The sequence below is a fragment of the Rhodoferax sp. genome (assembly GCF_013297935.1).
Classification (GTDB): Bacteria; Pseudomonadota; Gammaproteobacteria; order Burkholderiales; family Burkholderiaceae_C; genus Allorhodoferax.
In genome coordinates, this window is the sequence record NZ_JAAFIX010000005.1 from 248,055 (window position 1) to 263,366 (window position 15,312).

Annotated in this window: 18 protein-coding genes; 13 read left to right on the forward strand and 5 right to left on the reverse strand. The window is 58.8% G+C overall.

All coding sequences use genetic code 11. The annotated features are described in order from the left end of the window. Window positions 1-4: 4 nt before the first annotated feature. Entirely contained in the window at window positions 5-550 is a 546-nt protein-coding gene (locus QZW03_RS09785) for a ComF family protein (protein WP_366481560.1), read from the reverse strand. A gap of 197 nt (window positions 551-747) precedes the next feature. Between QZW03_RS09785 and QZW03_RS09790 the strand changes: the two genes are divergently transcribed. The 8 genes from QZW03_RS09790 to QZW03_RS09825 all read left to right on the forward strand — a co-directional run bounded on the left by QZW03_RS09790 (window position 748) and on the right by QZW03_RS09825 (window position 7,010). Next, window positions 748-1,626: a biotin synthase gene (locus tag QZW03_RS09790; protein WP_296509808.1), complete on the forward strand. Its 879-nt coding sequence runs from the start codon at window positions 748-750 to the stop codon at window positions 1,624-1,626. Window positions 1,627-1,778: 152 nt separating this feature from the next. After that, on the forward strand, window positions 1,779-2,255 hold the full coding sequence (locus QZW03_RS09795) for a DUF2244 domain-containing protein (protein WP_296509809.1): 477 nt from the start codon (window positions 1,779-1,781) through the stop codon (window positions 2,253-2,255). A gap of 54 nt (window positions 2,256-2,309) precedes the next feature. Continuing rightward, entirely contained in the window at window positions 2,310-3,494 is a 1,185-nt protein-coding gene (gene coxB, locus QZW03_RS09800; protein ID WP_296509810.1) for a cytochrome c oxidase subunit II, read from the forward strand. 41 nt (window positions 3,495-3,535) lie between these two features. After that, window positions 3,536-5,152, forward strand: a complete 1,617-nt coding sequence (gene ctaD / locus QZW03_RS09805; RefSeq protein ID WP_296509811.1) for a cytochrome c oxidase subunit I — start codon at window positions 3,536-3,538, stop codon at window positions 5,150-5,152. Further along, window positions 5,152-5,268, forward strand: coding sequence for a cytochrome oxidase small assembly protein (locus QZW03_RS09810; protein WP_296509812.1), 117 nt, complete (start codon window positions 5,152-5,154; stop codon window positions 5,266-5,268). Before ctaD ends, QZW03_RS09810 begins: the two co-directional genes overlap by 1 nt. 2 nt (window positions 5,269-5,270) lie before the next feature. Beyond that, window positions 5,271-5,867, forward strand: coding sequence for a cytochrome c oxidase assembly protein (locus QZW03_RS09815; protein WP_296509813.1), 597 nt, complete (start codon window positions 5,271-5,273; stop codon window positions 5,865-5,867). After that, window positions 5,867-6,076 carry a DUF2970 domain-containing protein gene (locus tag QZW03_RS09820; RefSeq protein ID WP_296509814.1) on the forward strand — a complete coding sequence of 70 codons (210 nt, stop codon included), beginning with the start codon at window positions 5,867-5,869 and terminating at the stop codon, window positions 6,074-6,076. Before QZW03_RS09815 ends, QZW03_RS09820 begins: the two co-directional genes overlap by 1 nt. Window positions 6,077-6,128: 52 nt before the next feature. Then, entirely contained in the window at window positions 6,129-7,010 is an 882-nt protein-coding gene (locus QZW03_RS09825) for a cytochrome c oxidase subunit 3 (protein WP_296509815.1), read from the forward strand. A gap of 55 nt (window positions 7,011-7,065) precedes the next feature. On the opposite strand, the gene QZW03_RS09830 is transcribed toward QZW03_RS09825, so the two are convergent. Next, window positions 7,066-7,287: a twin transmembrane helix small protein gene (locus QZW03_RS09830; RefSeq protein WP_296509816.1), complete on the reverse strand. Its 222-nt coding sequence runs from the start codon at window positions 7,285-7,287 to the stop codon at window positions 7,066-7,068. 15 nt (window positions 7,288-7,302) lie between these two features. Between QZW03_RS09830 and QZW03_RS09835 the strand changes: the two genes are divergently transcribed. From QZW03_RS09835 to QZW03_RS09855, 5 genes are read left to right on the forward strand one after another with little or no spacing between them, the layout of a single operon-like run. Continuing rightward, window positions 7,303-8,040 (forward strand): SURF1 family protein, encoded by a 738-nt coding sequence (locus tag QZW03_RS09835; protein WP_296509817.1) that lies wholly within the window; start codon window positions 7,303-7,305, stop codon window positions 8,038-8,040. Beyond that, window positions 8,033-8,725, forward strand: coding sequence for a hypothetical protein (locus QZW03_RS09840; protein WP_296509818.1), 693 nt, complete (start codon window positions 8,033-8,035; stop codon window positions 8,723-8,725). Before QZW03_RS09835 ends, QZW03_RS09840 begins: the two co-directional genes overlap by 8 nt. An 8-nt stretch (window positions 8,726-8,733) precedes the next feature. Then, the gene (locus tag QZW03_RS09845; RefSeq protein WP_296509819.1) at window positions 8,734-9,861 is read left to right on the forward strand and encodes a COX15/CtaA family protein; all 1,128 of its coding nucleotides are present in this window, start codon (window positions 8,734-8,736) and stop codon (window positions 9,859-9,861) included. Window positions 9,862-9,882: 21 nt separating this feature from the next. Further along, window positions 9,883-10,776, forward strand: a complete 894-nt coding sequence (gene cyoE, locus QZW03_RS09850; RefSeq protein WP_296509820.1) for a heme o synthase — start codon at window positions 9,883-9,885, stop codon at window positions 10,774-10,776. Next, complete coding sequence (locus QZW03_RS09855) at window positions 10,773-11,381, forward strand: SCO family protein (RefSeq protein WP_296509821.1); 609 nt, start codon at window positions 10,773-10,775, stop codon at window positions 11,379-11,381. The genes cyoE and QZW03_RS09855 overlap by 4 nt, the downstream gene beginning before the upstream one ends. 66 nt (window positions 11,382-11,447) lie before the next feature. On the opposite strand, the gene QZW03_RS09860 is transcribed toward QZW03_RS09855, so the two are convergent. The 3 genes from QZW03_RS09860 to QZW03_RS09870 form a co-directional block, all read right to left on the reverse strand. Continuing rightward, window positions 11,448-12,440: a tripartite tricarboxylate transporter substrate binding protein gene (locus QZW03_RS09860; RefSeq protein WP_296509822.1), complete on the reverse strand. Its 993-nt coding sequence runs from the start codon at window positions 12,438-12,440 to the stop codon at window positions 11,448-11,450. Window positions 12,441-12,528: 88 nt separating this feature from the next. Then, a complete protein-coding gene (rpoH, locus tag QZW03_RS09865) occupies window positions 12,529-13,470 on the reverse strand; it encodes an RNA polymerase sigma factor RpoH (protein ID WP_296509823.1) in 942 nt (313 codons plus the stop codon). Between the two features lie 142 nt (window positions 13,471-13,612). Then, on the reverse strand, window positions 13,613-15,295 hold the full coding sequence (locus QZW03_RS09870; RefSeq protein ID WP_296509824.1) for an AMP-binding protein: 1,683 nt from the start codon (window positions 15,293-15,295) through the stop codon (window positions 13,613-13,615). Between the last annotated feature and the right edge of the window lie 17 nt (window positions 15,296-15,312).

Genomic DNA, 15,312 nt, shown 5'->3' on the forward strand with positions numbered 1-15,312 from the left:
GATGTTAATCTCCGGTGACGGTCCGGGCGAACACCATGGCGCTGATGTGTTTCGCGCCGGCTCGGCGCAGCACCTGCGAAGCGGCTCCCAGAGTGGCTCCACTGGTCATAACATCATCGACCAGGATCACGCGTTTCCCCTCGATGGCCGCTGCGTTGAGTGGCTCCATGGCAAAAGCATGTTGCAAATTGTGCAGGCGTTGCTGGCGCGGAAGTCCGCTTTGGGCCGGGGTGTGAATCACCCGCAGCAAAGAGGTTTCTTGTACCTTTGCGGGGTAAAGTTGCTTAGCCAGCAACGAGGATTGATTGAAACCCCTGTCGCGCAGCCTCTCTCGTGACAAGGGCATGGGAACAACCCAATCCGCCGCTTCCAGCGCCGGCTCCACCCACGGCGCGCTGCGCATGACCGCAGCAAAGTACCGCGCCCAAGCGGGGTTGCCCCGGAATTTGAAGTCTGCGATCAGCCGGTCCCAGGGGTATCCATAGTCCACCGCTGCGAAGGCTTGATCCCAGTCGGTGGGGGTCTTCGCGCAGGTTTTGCAGGAGGTCAAGGTGTCCGGGATGGCTAAGGCGCAAGTCGGGCATCGATACACCGGTTGTGCGAAAGCCTCGACACAGTCTGCGCACAATGCCACCGAAGGCCACGCTCTGCACACCCGGCACGCGCTGGGTACCGGGAGGCTTAACCCCTGGAGTAAGGTGCGGAACATAGGGCCAATATACTCGCGCTCCACAGTCTTCCCAGCCCATGTCAGAACACAAGCCCCCTACCATCGATCCGGTCGCAGCAGCCCGTTGGGCGCAGTCGCCAGTGGAGACCGCTCCTTGGCTGCACGAAGAGGTAGCTCGTCGTATGGAAGATCGGCTGCAGTGGATTGTGCAAAAGCCACAGACCTGGCTGGACTGGGAGCCATCCAGAGGTGGCTGCGAAGGGCATTTGCGAGTGCAAAAGCGCTATCCCTCGGCTCAGAGTTACGTCTACGAGAGCACCTCTGCACGGCAAGCGCACTCCAGAAAAGTCCTGACGCCCGCATGGTGGAGTCCCGGGCGGTGGACGGGCGCGACGCCCCGATTCGAAGACGCGCCAGCTCCGGTGCAGATGGTGTGGGCCAATATGGCTTTGCACATGGCCGCGGACCCTGAGGCCATGATCGGGACTTGGCACAAGGGGCTCGCGGTGGACGGTTTTGTGATGTTTTCTTGTTTTGGCCCGGACACTTTGCGGGAGTTGCGCCGGGTGTTTGAGGCTGCAGGCTGGCCACCACCCAACCATCAGTTCACGGATATGCATGACTGGGGGGATATGTTGGTCCATGGCGGCTTTGCGGAGCCGGTCATGGATATGGAGCGCATCACCCTGAGCTACTCCTCTGCCAAGAGCTTGCTGGACGAACTGCGCGGTTTAGGGCGTAATCTGCATCTGAGCCGGTTTGGGGGAGTGAGATCCAAAGCTTGGTATTCGGAGATGCAGGATCGCCTGACCCGCGAGCTCACGGCACCGGATGGCCGGCTTTCGATCACATTCGAGGTGGTCTACGGACATGCCTTTAAACCTAAGCCACGGCTGAAGGTAGCGCCAGAGACGCGAGTTTCCCTTGGTGACATGCGCGCAGCGCTAAAAAACTAGGCAAAACCCCTACAGATTCGCCTTTGCGTGGCGTCAGGCTGACGCCGGTCAAGTCCGTTACTGTCATACAATGATAGGAAAGAGGTGACGGCATTTCCCCCCTCCAGTTTGGGTCGCGTTTTCATCGATGCGTCCCATTTCGGGTGATACGCATGACGAATCCGGTTTTCCGCTTTGCGACGGTTGATGGGCGACAGGTTCACTGGCTTCTCCGGCGAAACTGTTCCGTAACGCCCCTGCAATTGGTGTGGACTTATTTCGCGTTGTGCGTGGTGTCCATGGGAATCGGGCTTTTCTTCTGGTTTCAAGGGGCAACGCTGGTCATCCCGTTTGCTTCTTTGGAGTTGATTGCAGTCGGTGTGGCTTTTCTGGTTTACGCCAAGCACTCGACGGATGGAGAGCGAATCGCCCTGCTGGATAACCGGCTCATTGTTGAGTTGGAGTGTGCCGGGAAGTTAGAGAAGGCTGAATTCCAAAGAGGCTGGGTGAGGGTGGAGCCGCGTAGCGACGACACGTCCCTGATTGAGCTATCGGAGCGCGGTCGGACAATTCAAGTCGGGCGGTACATCCGCCCGGAGTTGCGTCCGCAGTTGGCTAGAGAGATTCGTTCGGCGTTGCGCATGGCCTGAGGGGTGCGCAAAGCCGGGGCGGTGAATTATTTTGGGGCATCAAAAGTGAACGAGATGAAGAACACAACGAACAAACTGGCTTCCATGCTGTGGTCTGCCGCTGCTTTTGCCGGCACTTCCATGTTGACGCACGCGCATGCGGTCAATGATTTGCCCGGCGGCCCCGCGGTAAATCAGCTCAATCTGCCACCGGCAGTCACCAAAATTGCCGAAGAGCAGCAATGGCTCCACTGGTTTATGTTGATCGTTTGCTCCGTGATCTTTGTCGCGGTGTTCTCCGTCATGTTTTATTCCATCTGGAAGCACCGCAAATCGGTGGGATACAAGCCGGCCACTTTTCATGAGTCGGTGACGGTTGAAATTATTTGGACGATTGTTCCCTTTGTCATTGTGATTCTGATGGCATTGCCCGCCACCAAGGTCGTGGTCGCCATGAAGGACACCACCAATGCGGACCTGACCATCAAGGCCACAGGTATGCAGTGGAAGTGGGGTTACGACTACCTGAAAGGTGAGGGCGAAGGCATTGGTTTCGTATCCACCCTGGACAGCGACCAGCGCGCCCTCTCTGACGCTGGTGGCCCTAAAAAGGGTGAGTCCATCGATAACTACCTGTTAAAAGTGGACAACCCTTTGGTTGTGCCTGTCGACAAGAAGGTTCGGATCATCACAACTGCAAATGATGTGATCCATGCTTTCATGGTCCCTGCTTTTGGTATCAAGCAAGACGCGATTCCCGGTTTCGTGCGTGACACCTGGTTCCGTGCAGAGAAGACGGGCGACTTTTACGGGCAGTGTGCAGAGTTGTGCGGCAAGGAGCACGCCTACATGCCCATCCATGTGAAGGTTTTGTCTGCAGAAGATTATTCTGCTTGGGTTGCCGGGGAAAAGAAGAAGCTGGCGGCCAAGGCCGATGACCCGACCAAGGTCTGGGCATTGGATGACATCTCTAAGCGTGGCGAGAAGGTCTATGCGCAAAATTGCGCTGCTTGCCACCAAGCTAACGGCAAGGGCGCTGGCCCCATCAAGGCTCTGGACGGCGCAGCCGTGGTGCTTGATGCGGACAAGAGCAAGCAAATTGCGGTTTTGCTGAATGGCCAGAACAACGGCTCTATGCCGGCATGGAAAACATTGAGCGATACAGACATCGCTGCGGTGATTACCTACACGAAGAACAACTGGTCTAACAAAACCGGTCAGCTTGTGCAGCCCGCCGAAGTGCTGGCTTTGCGCAAGTAAAGTCTTCAGGCAGAACGTAGAAATTTGAGAAGGACCTCACCATGAGCGCCGTACTAGACCACCACGATCACGCCCACGACGATCACCACCATGCCCCTACGGGTTGGCAGCGTTGGGTGTTTGCGACCAACCACAAAGACATCGGTACTTTGTATCTTTTGTTCAGTTTCACGATGTTGATCATCGGCGGCATTTTGGCGCTACTGATTCGCGCTGAGTTGTTCCAGCCTGGCTTGCAACTGGTCAACCCCGAGTTGTTTAACTCGTTGACGACAATGCACGGCTTGATCATGGTGTTCGGCGCCATCATGCCGGGCTTTGTAGGCTTTGCGAACTGGATGATCCCGCTGCAAATCGGTGCATCTGACATGGCCTTTGCGCGTATGAATAACTTCAGCTTCTGGCTGATGATTCCTGCCGCGCTGATGCTGGTGTCTTCCTTCTTCATGCCGGGCGGCGCTCCTGCTGCCGGCTGGACTTTGTACGCTCCTTTGACCCTGCAAATGGGCCCATCGATGGATGCCGGCATTTTTGCAATGCACATCCTAGGCGCCTCGTCCATCATGGGGTCCATCAACATCATCGTCACCATCTTGAACATGCGCGCTCCTGGCATGACCCTGATGAAGATGCCTATGTTTTGCTGGACATGGTTGATTACCGCCTACTTGTTGATCGCTGTGATGCCCGTGTTGGCCGGTGCCATCACCATGACATTGACTGACCGTCATTTCGGCACCAGCTTCTTCAATCCTGCGGGTGGCGGCGACCCGGTGATGTACCAACACATTTTCTGGTTTTTCGGGCACCCTGAGGTGTACATCATGATCTTGCCGGCTTTCGGCATCGTGAGTCAGATCGTTCCCGCGTTCGCCCGCAAGAGGCTTTTCGGCTATGCCTCAATGGTGTACGCCACCTCCTCCATTGCCATCTTGTCCTTCATCGTGTGGGCTCACCACATGTTTACGACCGGTATGCCGGTCACCGGACAGCTGTTCTTCATGTACGCAACCATGTTGATCGCCGTGCCTACCGCGGTGAAGATCTTCAACTGGATTGCCACCATGTGGCAGGGTTCCATGACTTTTGAAACGCCCATGCTCTTTGCAGTGGGTTTCATTTTCGTCTTCACTATGGGTGGTTTCACCGGCTTGATCCTCGCAATGGCGCCTATCGACATCCAGTTGCAAGACACCTACTACGTGGTTGCTCACTTCCACTATGTGTTGGTGGCAGGCTCCTTGTATGCCATGTTTGCCGGCTTCTATTACTGGGCCCCCAAGTGGACTGGCGTCATGATTCCTGAGTGGAAGGGCCGTCTGCATTTCTGGTGGTCGCTGATCGCCTTTAACGTGACCTTCTTCCCCATGCACTTCTTGGGTCTGGCTGGCATGCCACGTCGCTACGCTGACTACCCCATGCAGTTTGCTGATTTCAATATGGTTGCATCCATCGGTTCCTTCGCCTTCGGCTTGGCTCAGGTGTACTTCTTCTTTGGTGTGGTGCTCCCTGCCATGTTGGGCAAGGGTGAAAAAGCTCCTCAGAAGCCATGGGAAGCCGCTGAAGGTTTGGAGTGGGAAGTCCCCTCGCCAGCACCTTTCCACACCTTTGAGAATCCTCCTAAATTGGACGCTACTGCAACCAAGGTGATTGGCTAATGTCCAAGTCCGCTGACCAGAAGAAGGCAAATGCACGGTTGGGTCTGATATTGGCCTCCGTCGCTGCCGTCTTCTTCATCGGGTTTATGGTCAAGATGGTGTTATTGGGTAAGTAACCATGGTCAATGTCCGCGCTAATCGCAAAATGATGGGCAAACTGGCAGTGATTACTGTCAGCATGTTCGCATTCGGATATGCGTTGGTTCCCTTGTACCAAGCCATTTGCGAGATGACCGGGATCAATGTCTTGGCGTTGGGCGAGCAAGTCATTCTGGGTAAAAAAGCGGAGCCGGTGAATTCACAGGTGGACACATCCCGGAGCATCACCGTCGAGTTTGATGCGAACTCACGGGGACCATGGGAGTTCCGTCCTGCACAGCGCTCTATGGTTGTGCACCCCGGTGAAATGACAACGGTTGTTTACGAGTTCCAAAACGTTCAGAACCGGCGGATGTCCGCGCAGGCTATTCCGAGCTACGCACCGATGCAGGCATCGGCACACTTCAATAAGCTGGAGTGCTTTTGCTTCAATCAGTACACATTGGAGCCCGGAGAGAAGAAGTCGTGGCCCGTCGTTTTTGTGATCGACCCTAAGTTGTCAAAAGACGTGACGACCATTACCTTGTCGTACACCTTTTTTGAGGTGGGGGGAAAAACGCCCCCCGCCCCGGTCGCGGCAGTCAAGCCGACCGCCAGTGATTTGGCAGGTTCCTGATGGAGCGCGCAACGTCCTCTGAGAAGGCGACCTTTCTGACCAGTGTGAAGCTGGTGGCATGGTCGTTCTTGGGTATCCGCAGCAGTAAGGGTTATCGGGATGACCTATCCAAGGTAAACCCCTTGCATGTCGTGCTCGTGGGCCTGGTGGCTGCGGTACTGTTGGTGGTAGGACTGATCAGTGTGGCAAAGTGGGTGGTGAGCGCTTAAGCGCGCATTACCGGGATCTAAAGATTCGGATTAGAGAAGAAATGGAGAAGAAATGAGCTCAGCGACACACGGCACAACGCCTTATTACTTTGTGCCCGGACCTTCGCGTCACCCTGTGATGGCTGCGGCGGGTCTGTTCTTCGTGATTCTTGGAGCAGGCCAATGGATCAATGGTTCAGCTTGGGGCAAATATTCCCTGATGCTGGGCATGGTCTGGTGGTTGTTCGTTTTGTACCAGTGGTTCCGCGACGCTGTGGTTGAAAGCGAAGGCGGCCAGTACGGTCGGAAAATTGACATCTCCTACCGCTGGAGCATGAGCTGGTTCATCTTCTCTGAGGTGATGTTCTTTGGTGCTTTCTTTACGGCTCTCTGGTGGGCGCGATCTCACTCCGTGCCTGCGCTGGGAAGCTTGGAAAACGCCCTCCTATGGCCGGACTTCAAAGCCGTGTGGCCTAGCATCGCGGCCGGTGCGACAGCTTCTCCTGGTGGCATCGTCGAGCCCTTCACGACCATGGGACCCTTCTGGTTGCCCACTATCAACACCGCACTGCTGTTGACCTCTGGCGTGACGCTCACCATTGCACACCACGCATTGATTGACGCAAACCGTTCTAAGACCATTGCCTTCATGTGGGCCACCGTGTTGCTTGGCGTGACCTTCCTGTTTGTGCAGGGTTACGAGTATTACCATGCCTACACGGCTTACAACCTCAAGCTCAGCTCTGGCGTGTTCGGTTCGACGTTCTACATGTTGACGGGCTTCCACGGTTTCCACGTGCTGGTTGGCATGCTGATGTTGTTGTTCATCACCCTGCGTTTGCAAAAGGGTCACTTCACCCCGGAGCGTCACTTCGGGTTCGAAGGTGCCGCCTGGTACTGGCACTTTGTCGACGTGGTGTGGCTGGGCCTTTACGTCCTGGTTTACTGGTTCTGAGCACCTGCATCGCCAAAAAAGGCACCCTCGGGTGCCTTTTGTATTGGTGCTGGCTTTACTGTCCTTCTGGAATTCCTGTGGGGTGGATGTATCCCAGCTTCCACGCCAAAAGAATGCAAAGAAATAAGAAAATGGAAACCCCGACGCGCAGTCCGAGCGCGCGGGCCATGTTCTTGGATTTGGAGTGCTGCGAACTACCGCCGCGCAACATGAAATACAGCGCAGTCGCAAGGCTGCCAAGAATTGCCACAAAGGCCAGAATAACGAGGTAGGTCATGCGGAGAATTATTACGTGAACCCCGGCCTGCGCTGGTGGTGGGTGACGATAACCACCTGTCTCGCTGCGGCGTTGGCACTTTCCCTCGGGTTTTGGCAACTCCGTCGTGCGGCTGAAAAGCAAGCCTATGTAGATGCCATGCAACTCGCTGCACTTCAGCCTCCGATGGCGGGTAGCGAATGGTTGCGCGCGCCAAACGCCATGCCCGTCCTGCACCGTCCTGTGCGGCTGCTCGGAACGTGGGTGGCTGGGCGCACAGTGTTTCTCGACAATCGCCAGATGAATGCGAAAGTCGGTTTCTATGTGCTCACGCCCCTGCAGATGAGCGGCACGGGGGAGGTAGTCATGGTGCAGCGTGGGTGGGCGCCCCGCAATTTTGTGGATCGGACCCAGTTGCCACCCGTCGAGTCGCCAGCGGGTGAAGTTGAAATCACCGGGCGAATTGCCTTGCCGCCGTCCAAGCTTTACGAGCTGGGCGGAGCGAGTGCAGGGGCGATACGGCAAAATCTGGACTTGGCGCAATTCCGCGTGGAAACCGGTCTGGCACTGGCGACAGGTTTGACGGTGGTTCAAACCGGTTCAGCCTCTGAGGGGCTGCTGCGAGATTGGCCGGTCGTCAACGCTGGTGTTGAGAAGCACCAAGGCTATGCCGCACAGTGGTTTGCACTGTCTGCGCTGGTCGCTGGACTCTACGCCTGGTTTCAACTGCGACGACGCAAACCATTACCCAAGGATACTGACCCCCATGTCTAGCCCGCCGATTCATGATGACCGCCCGTTGGGCTTAACGGTGCACTCGCTGCCGGAGCCTTCAGAGGCACTGCAGACGCGCGCTGTGAACACCCGCGCGGGGCGTTGGCGCATGCTCGCGGTGATGTTGGTGTGCGCGGCACCGGTCATCGCCTCGTACTTCACGTATTACGTGATCCGGCCCGAAGGCCGTCGTAACTTCGGCGAACTGATTCAGCCCCAGCGTCCATTACCCGCCATCAGCGCCACCAATCTCCAAGGCGAGGCCCTCGCATTGCCAACGCTCAAAGGGCAATGGCTCTTTGTGAGTGTTGCCGGGGGCGCCTGCGGTGCGGCCTGCCAACAAAATCTGTATCTACAGCGCCAACTGCGCGAAGGCCTGGGCAAGGAAAAAGACCGACTCGATTGGGTTTGGTTAGTCCAGGATGATGCAGCGGTGTCCCCCGAGCTGCAGACAGCGCTCAAAGGCGCCACGGTGTTGCGAGTGCCTGGCCTAGAGCTCAGTCGTTGGTTGGTGGCCGAACCGGGGCGCCAGCTCGAAGATCACCTCTACCTCGTAGACCCTTTGGGTAACTGGATGATGCGTTTCCCCTCCGGCTTGACTGCGGAGAACGCACCCAAGGTCAAACGGGACCTCGACCGCCTGATGCGGGCCGCCCAGTTCTGGGACCGGGCCGGACGCGACTAAAACGCAATATGGAAAACAGCCTGTACGACTTGAGCCCGCTGTTGCGGGTGTTGGCCATCGGCGCGCTGATCGCCAGTGCCCCCGCGCTGTGGGTCTACCTGCGCAACCAGAGGGCAGACGGTGCGAGCCGCTACCGGGCTCTGGCGGCAATCACCTTGTTTGTGACCTTTGATCTGGTGCTTTTCGGGGCATTTACCCGGCTGACCGACAGCGGACTCGGTTGCCCTGACTGGCCGGGTTGCTATGGCAATGCAAGTCCCTTGGGGGCTAAACACGATATCGCCATGGCGCAGTTAGCGCTGCCAGACGGGCCCGTCACCCATGGCAAGGCCTGGATAGAGATGGTGCACCGCTACATGGCCACCGGCGTGGGCGCCTTGATTACCCTGATGACGGTGTGGGCCTGGCGCATGCACCGGCGCTCGCCGGCGACCGGGGTCAACCCGTGGTGGCCTACCGTTACCTTGGTCTGGGTGTGTATTCAGGGTGCCTTCGGTGCGCTCACCGTCACGATGAAGCTGTTTCCCGCCATCGTCAGCCTGCATTTGCTGGGTGGCTATACCTTGCTGGCGCTGTTGGTGGCACAGGTTGCCATGGTTCCTCGCGGGGCCTTGGGTGCTGCGGAGCCCCGGCCACTGCCAACGCGGTACCGCACTGCCACTATGGCGGGTCTCGTGCTGCTGGTGCTCCAGGCAGCATCTGGAGCCTGGGTGAGCACCAACTATGCAGTGTTGGCCTGTACCGAATTCCCCGGCTGCCAGGGTGAGCTTTGGCCGGCCATGGACTGGGCGGCCGCCACTGAAATCTGGCGACCGCTCGGGCTCACCGCATCGGGAGACACCTTGAGTTTTCAGGCGCTGACCGCCATGCACATGGGGCACCGCACGATGGCGCTGCTGACCTTTGTGCTGCTGGGGGCCTTGGCGTGGTACTGGCACCGCCAACCCGTTTTAAAGAAACCCGCACGCTGGCTCGCTGCCTTGTTGTTGCTGCAACTCGCGACCGGCCTGAGCAATGTCGTGCTGGGTTGGCCATTGTTGGCTGCTGTGATGCACACCGGTGGCGCTGGCGCGCTCGTCATGGTGCTGGTCTGGGCTTGGGTCCAGTGCCGCAATGCGCCCGCAGCCCGCCACTAGAACAAGAAACTGAGAATCCGAATGACTGTACCAATGGCCGCCCCCAAGCCCTCCGTGCTGGCGCAATTCCACGCCCTGACCAAACCCCGCGTTATCCAGCTGATTGTCTTTTGTGCGCTGATCGGCATGGTGTTGGCCGTGCCCGGCGCACCCACCATGGCCCAAGTGCTGCAAGCTGTGATCGCCTGCTTCGGCATCTACCTGGTGGCAGGTGCCGCCGCCGCCTTCAATTGCATTGTGGAAAAAGGCATCGACGCCAAAATGAAGCGCACGGCCTGGCGACCAACCGCCCGCGGAGAGCTCAGCGATACCCAGACCCTGATGTTTTCGGCCCTGCTGTGCGGGGCCGGTTCTGTGATTCTTTATGTGTGGGTCAACCCACTCACCATGTGGCTGACCTTTGCGACCTTTGTCGGTTATGCGGTGATCTACACCGTGATCCTCAAGCCGCTCACGCCCCAGAACATTGTGATCGGCGGTGCATCCGGCGCCATGCCCCCGGTACTGGGCTGGTCGTCCATGACGGGTGATGTGGGCCCCGAGGCGCTGATTCTGTTTTTGATCATCTTCCTGTGGACGCCACCCCACTTCTGGGCCCTGGCCCTGTATCGGGTGGAGGATTACCGCAAATCCGGCCTGCCCATGTTGCCGGTCACCCACGGCAGTGAATTCACCCGCCTGCAAATCCTGCTCTACACCTTCATGCTCCTGGCGGCCTGTTTGCTGCCGTTCATTTATGGCATGAGTGGCTGGCTGTATCTGGTGGTCGCCGTGGGCCTGTGTCTGGGCTTCTGCTGGTACGCGGTGCGCCTCTTGCGGCACTACTCTGACGAGCTGGCGCGCGCTACCTTCCGCTTTTCACTCATTCACTTGAGTGTGTTGTTTGCAGCCTTGCTGCTGGACCATTACTTATGATTACGAAACGTTCTGCTATTCGATTAATAGCTGGTGGCGCAATATTGTCGGGCGCTGGCGGGCTTTTGAGTGCCTGTTCGGAGGCCAAGCCCAGCTTTTCGTCAGTCGATGTGACCGGAGCCACTTACGCCAAAGACTTCGAGCTGACGGACCACAACGGCCAGGTCCGCCGCCTCGCGGACTTCAAGGGCAAGATCGTGGTCATGTTCTTCGGCTACACCCAATGCCCCGACGTCTGCCCGACCTCCATGGCAGAGCTGGCAGAAGTGAAGAAAGCACTGGGCGCCGATGGCGACAAGCTGCAGGGCATTTTTGTGACGGTAGACCCTGCCCGCGACACGCCTGAAGTGCTCAAGGGTTACATGGAGAACTTCGACCCCACGTTCCTGGCGCTCTACACCACGCCGGACAAATTGGCCGATCTGGCCAAAGACTTCAAGGTCTACTACAAGCGGGTCGACGGTCAAACCCCGACCAGCTACACCATGGACCACTCCGCGGGCAGCTACATCTACGACACCCAAGGCAAACTGCGCTTGTTTACCCGCTACGGCAGCGGAGCGAAGGTGCTGGCGGCAGACATTCAGCAACTGCTGAAATCCTGACTCCGGGAGCAGCAGCGCGCGCAGCCGGCGGCGCTACTGCCAAGTTAGAGCGGCCGGGACCTCGGCTCAGTCGAGCTTGATGTTTTGCTGCGCAATGATGCTACCCAGCAAAGCCGTATCGGCTTTCACACGGTTGGCCAGTCCCTCGGCAGAGGTGCCTTGAACCGTCCAGCCTTGTTGAAACATTTTTTGCCGCATGTCGGTGCTGCGGGCAATCTCGCTGAACACGGCCGACAAGCGTGCCACCACCGGTGCCGGCATGCTGCGTGGGGCTGCCACGGCGTTCCAGATTTCAAGGTTCAGGTCCCGCACGCCGGCCTCTGACAGGCTAGGAATCTCCGGCACCAAAGCGCTGCGCACACTGGCGGTAATGCCGATCGCCTTGAGCTTGCCCGCCCGTATTTGCGCGGCGGCCAGCGCAGGTGGAAGCAAACTCAGTTGCAGATCGCCACTGATCATGGCCGTGGCTACTTGCGGATACCCGGCATAGGGCACATGGACCGCTGCAATGCGGGCCCGGGACTTGAGCAACTCCATGCCGATATGTCCCACAGTCCCGACGCCTGGTGTGCCGTAGTTCCAGGTGTCGCCCCCAGCGCGCGCCGCTGCTAAAAACTCAGCGGCCGTCGTGCCCGGCGCCTGCGCCGGTGCGGTGAGCACCAGGGGCGACACGCCCAGCAGACTCACAGGCTGCAAGTCTTTAAGGGGGTCATAGCTCAGCTTGGGGTTGAGTAGCTTGGCTATCGTCATGTTGCCGTTGATCATCAGCCCGATGGTGTGGTCATCGGTGGCTTTGGCCACCGCGTCGGCCGCAATATTGCCGGCCGCACCCACCTTGTTTTCCACAATCACCGGCTGCCCCAGTGCCTTGGACAAGGGCTCGGCAAAGGCACGGGCTGTCAGGTCCGGGGACGATCCGCCGGGAAACCCCACTACCAAGCGCACCGGCTTGGTCGGCCAGGGTGCAGATTTTGAGCCATTTTGGGCTTGAGCCCCCGTAGATATTGCGCAAGCAGCTATAAAAACAGTAGCAATGGCGTGGCGGCGATGACGGTTCATGAGCGGAGTTTCCAATAAAAAAAGCCCCTGCTGGTGGGGCCGGCAGGGGCATTGTGCGTGAAGTCAGGCGGCGTGTGTCGCCGCACGGTCAGGCGTAGGCGGCGAGGGCGGACTTCATTTTCTTCATGGCGGCCACTTCGATCTGACGGATGCGCTCTGCGCTTACGCCGTATTCGGCGGCCAGGTCGTGCAGGGTCATGCCGCCGGAGTTGTCGTCGTTCACCTTGAGCCAGCGCTCCTCGACGATGCGGCGGCTGCGCTCGTCCAGGCTGGCCAAGGCGGTGGCAATACCGTCGGTTGCCAGCACGTCGCGCTGGCGCGCCTCGATCATGGCGACCGGTTCATGGTTGGTGTCGGTGAGGTAGGCGATGGGGCCGAATGCGTCTTCACCATCGTCAGATGGGCTTGGGTCCAGCAGCACATCGCCACCGGCCAGGCGCGCTTCCATTTCCAGCACTTCTTCGGGCTTCACATTGAGTTCCCGGGCCATGGTTTGGACCTGCTCCGGATTCAGGGTGTCGCGGTGGGTGTCGAGGTCGGCCGCAGCATCTTCACCCTTGAAGCGTTGCTTCATGGAGCGCAGGTTGAAAAACAGTTTGCGCTGGGCTTTGGTGGTCGCTACCTTCACCATGCGCCAGTTTTTGAGGATGTACTCGTGAATTTCGGCCTTGATCCAGTGCAGCGCGTAGCTCACCAGACGCACGCCCTGCTCGGGGTCGAAGCGCTTGACCGCCTTCATCAGGCCCACATTGCCTTCCTGGATCAGGTCACCATGCGGCAGACCGTAGCCCAGGTATTGGCGCGCCACCGACACCACAAGGCGTAAGTGAGAAAGCACTAACTTACCGGCAGCCTCAAGGTCGTTGTCGTTTTTGAACTTGCGGGCGTATTCCTGCTCTTCTTCGAGTGTGAGCAAAGGCAGCCGGTTCGCGGCAGAAATATAGGCGTCCAGATTCCCCAGCGGCGGCACCAAAGACCACGGGTTGGCCGTGGCCAGGGCGGTGCGGGGGGCAGCAATCAGTGCGGTCATAGGTAACTCCTTCTCTTCGGTCTTTATATTAGCACTCGTGAGAGTCGAGTGCTAATGGAGAAGTTCAATCCAATGGGGCATGTAGGGGTACGGACGTTAAAAAGGGCCCGAAGGCCCTTTTTATGTACACAAAAGCGGGGTGTCAGGCCCAGCGCACTTTGTCTTTGCCGGAGTACCAGCCCGCGAGTTGCGGCTCCACCGCGGACTCGATGCGGGCCCGCTTGATTTTCATGGTGGGGGTCAGCATGCCGTTTTCAATCGACCATGGCTCCGTGGCCACGACCAGCATCTGCAGCTTTTCGTAGTCGGGCAACTCGGCGTTCACGTCCACCAACAGTTGCTCCAATTCGGCGTGAATGCTGGCTTTGAAGGCAGGGTCTGACTTCACCTGAGGGCGGATGGTTTCCGCTAGCACCACAATGGCGTAGGCCGATGGCTGGCCCACGCCGGAGACCATGCTGGTCTCGATACGAGGGCAGGCGTTCAGGCGGTTCTCAATAGGGGCCGGGGCCACATATTTACCCTTGGAGGTCTTGAATAGCTCTTTCACGCGGCCGGTCAGCTTCAGCAGGCCGTCGGCACGGCGCTCGCCCTTGTCGCCAGTGCGGAAGAAGCCGTCTTCGGTGAACACCTCGGCGTCCAGATCGGGGCGCTTGTAGTAGCCCACAAACTGGCCCGGGGACTTGATGAGCACTTCGCCGACCTCGCTGATGCGGACCTCGACGCCCTTGAGCGGCACGCCCACACAGCCCGGTGCGTTGATTTGCGCCGTGGAGTTGTGCGAATACGCAAAGTCCTCGGTCATGGCGTAACCCTCAATCAGGTTCAGCCCCAAGCGACGGTACCAGGCAATCAGCTCTGCGGGAATGGGGGCGGAGCCGCTGCCCGCCAGCAAGGCGTGGTCCAGGCCCAGACCCTTGAGGACCTTGCGGCCCACGATCTTGCCCAGAATAGGAATGCTCAGCAGGCGGTCCAGCTTTTTGGGCGGCATTTTGGCAAACACGCCTTGCTGGAATTTGAGCCACAGGCGGGGCACCGAGATGAAGGTCACCGGCTTGGCGCGGTTCAGGTCTTGGATGAAGGTGTCCAGCGACTCCGCAAAAAACAGCTGGGTATTGCCATTGACCAGAGTGGCCGACTCGACCCACGCACGCTCAAACACGTGCGCCAGCGGCAAGTAGGACAGCATGCGGTTGCGGGTCTGGGTGCCGATGCGGGCCTGGGTGTCGTTGTTGATGCCCTCGGCGGCGGCCGTAATGCGTTCGAAGCTGTGCATCACCCCCTTGGGCTGGCCGGTGGAGCCGGAGGTGTACATCAGGATCCCGATGTCCGTGCCGGCGCGGGCCGGCTGGCCGGTCAGGGGCTTGGTGCGCGCGGTGACAGCGTCCCACGACTCGTAGCTGTTTTTCGGCGCGAGCGGGAAGGCAATGATCGGCAGGCCGGCAGGAATGCCGGGCTGCTGCTGGTCAAACGTGTCGAGCTTGCCGACAAACAGCAGGCTGGCCTCGCTGTGGTCCAGCACATAGCGCACGGTGTCGGCCGTTTCGGTCGGGAAGATGGCGACCGTGGTGCAGCCGGCCATCCAGATGGCCAACTCCGCCATGATGAAGTGGGCGCAGTTCTTGGACAGGATGGCGACGCGGGCACCGGGCTCCAGGTTCTGGGCTTTCAGGTGCGCAGCCATGCGGCGCGCCTGGTCCAGGGTCTGTTTCCAGGTGTAGTCCACCACCTGACCGCCGCCAACCGGCTGGGTCATGAAGACCTCGTCTGCGTGGGTGGTTTCGTGGCTGTAGACGTAGTCCAGCATGAGTTTGGCTTGTGCCATTTTGTCTCCGTTTTATG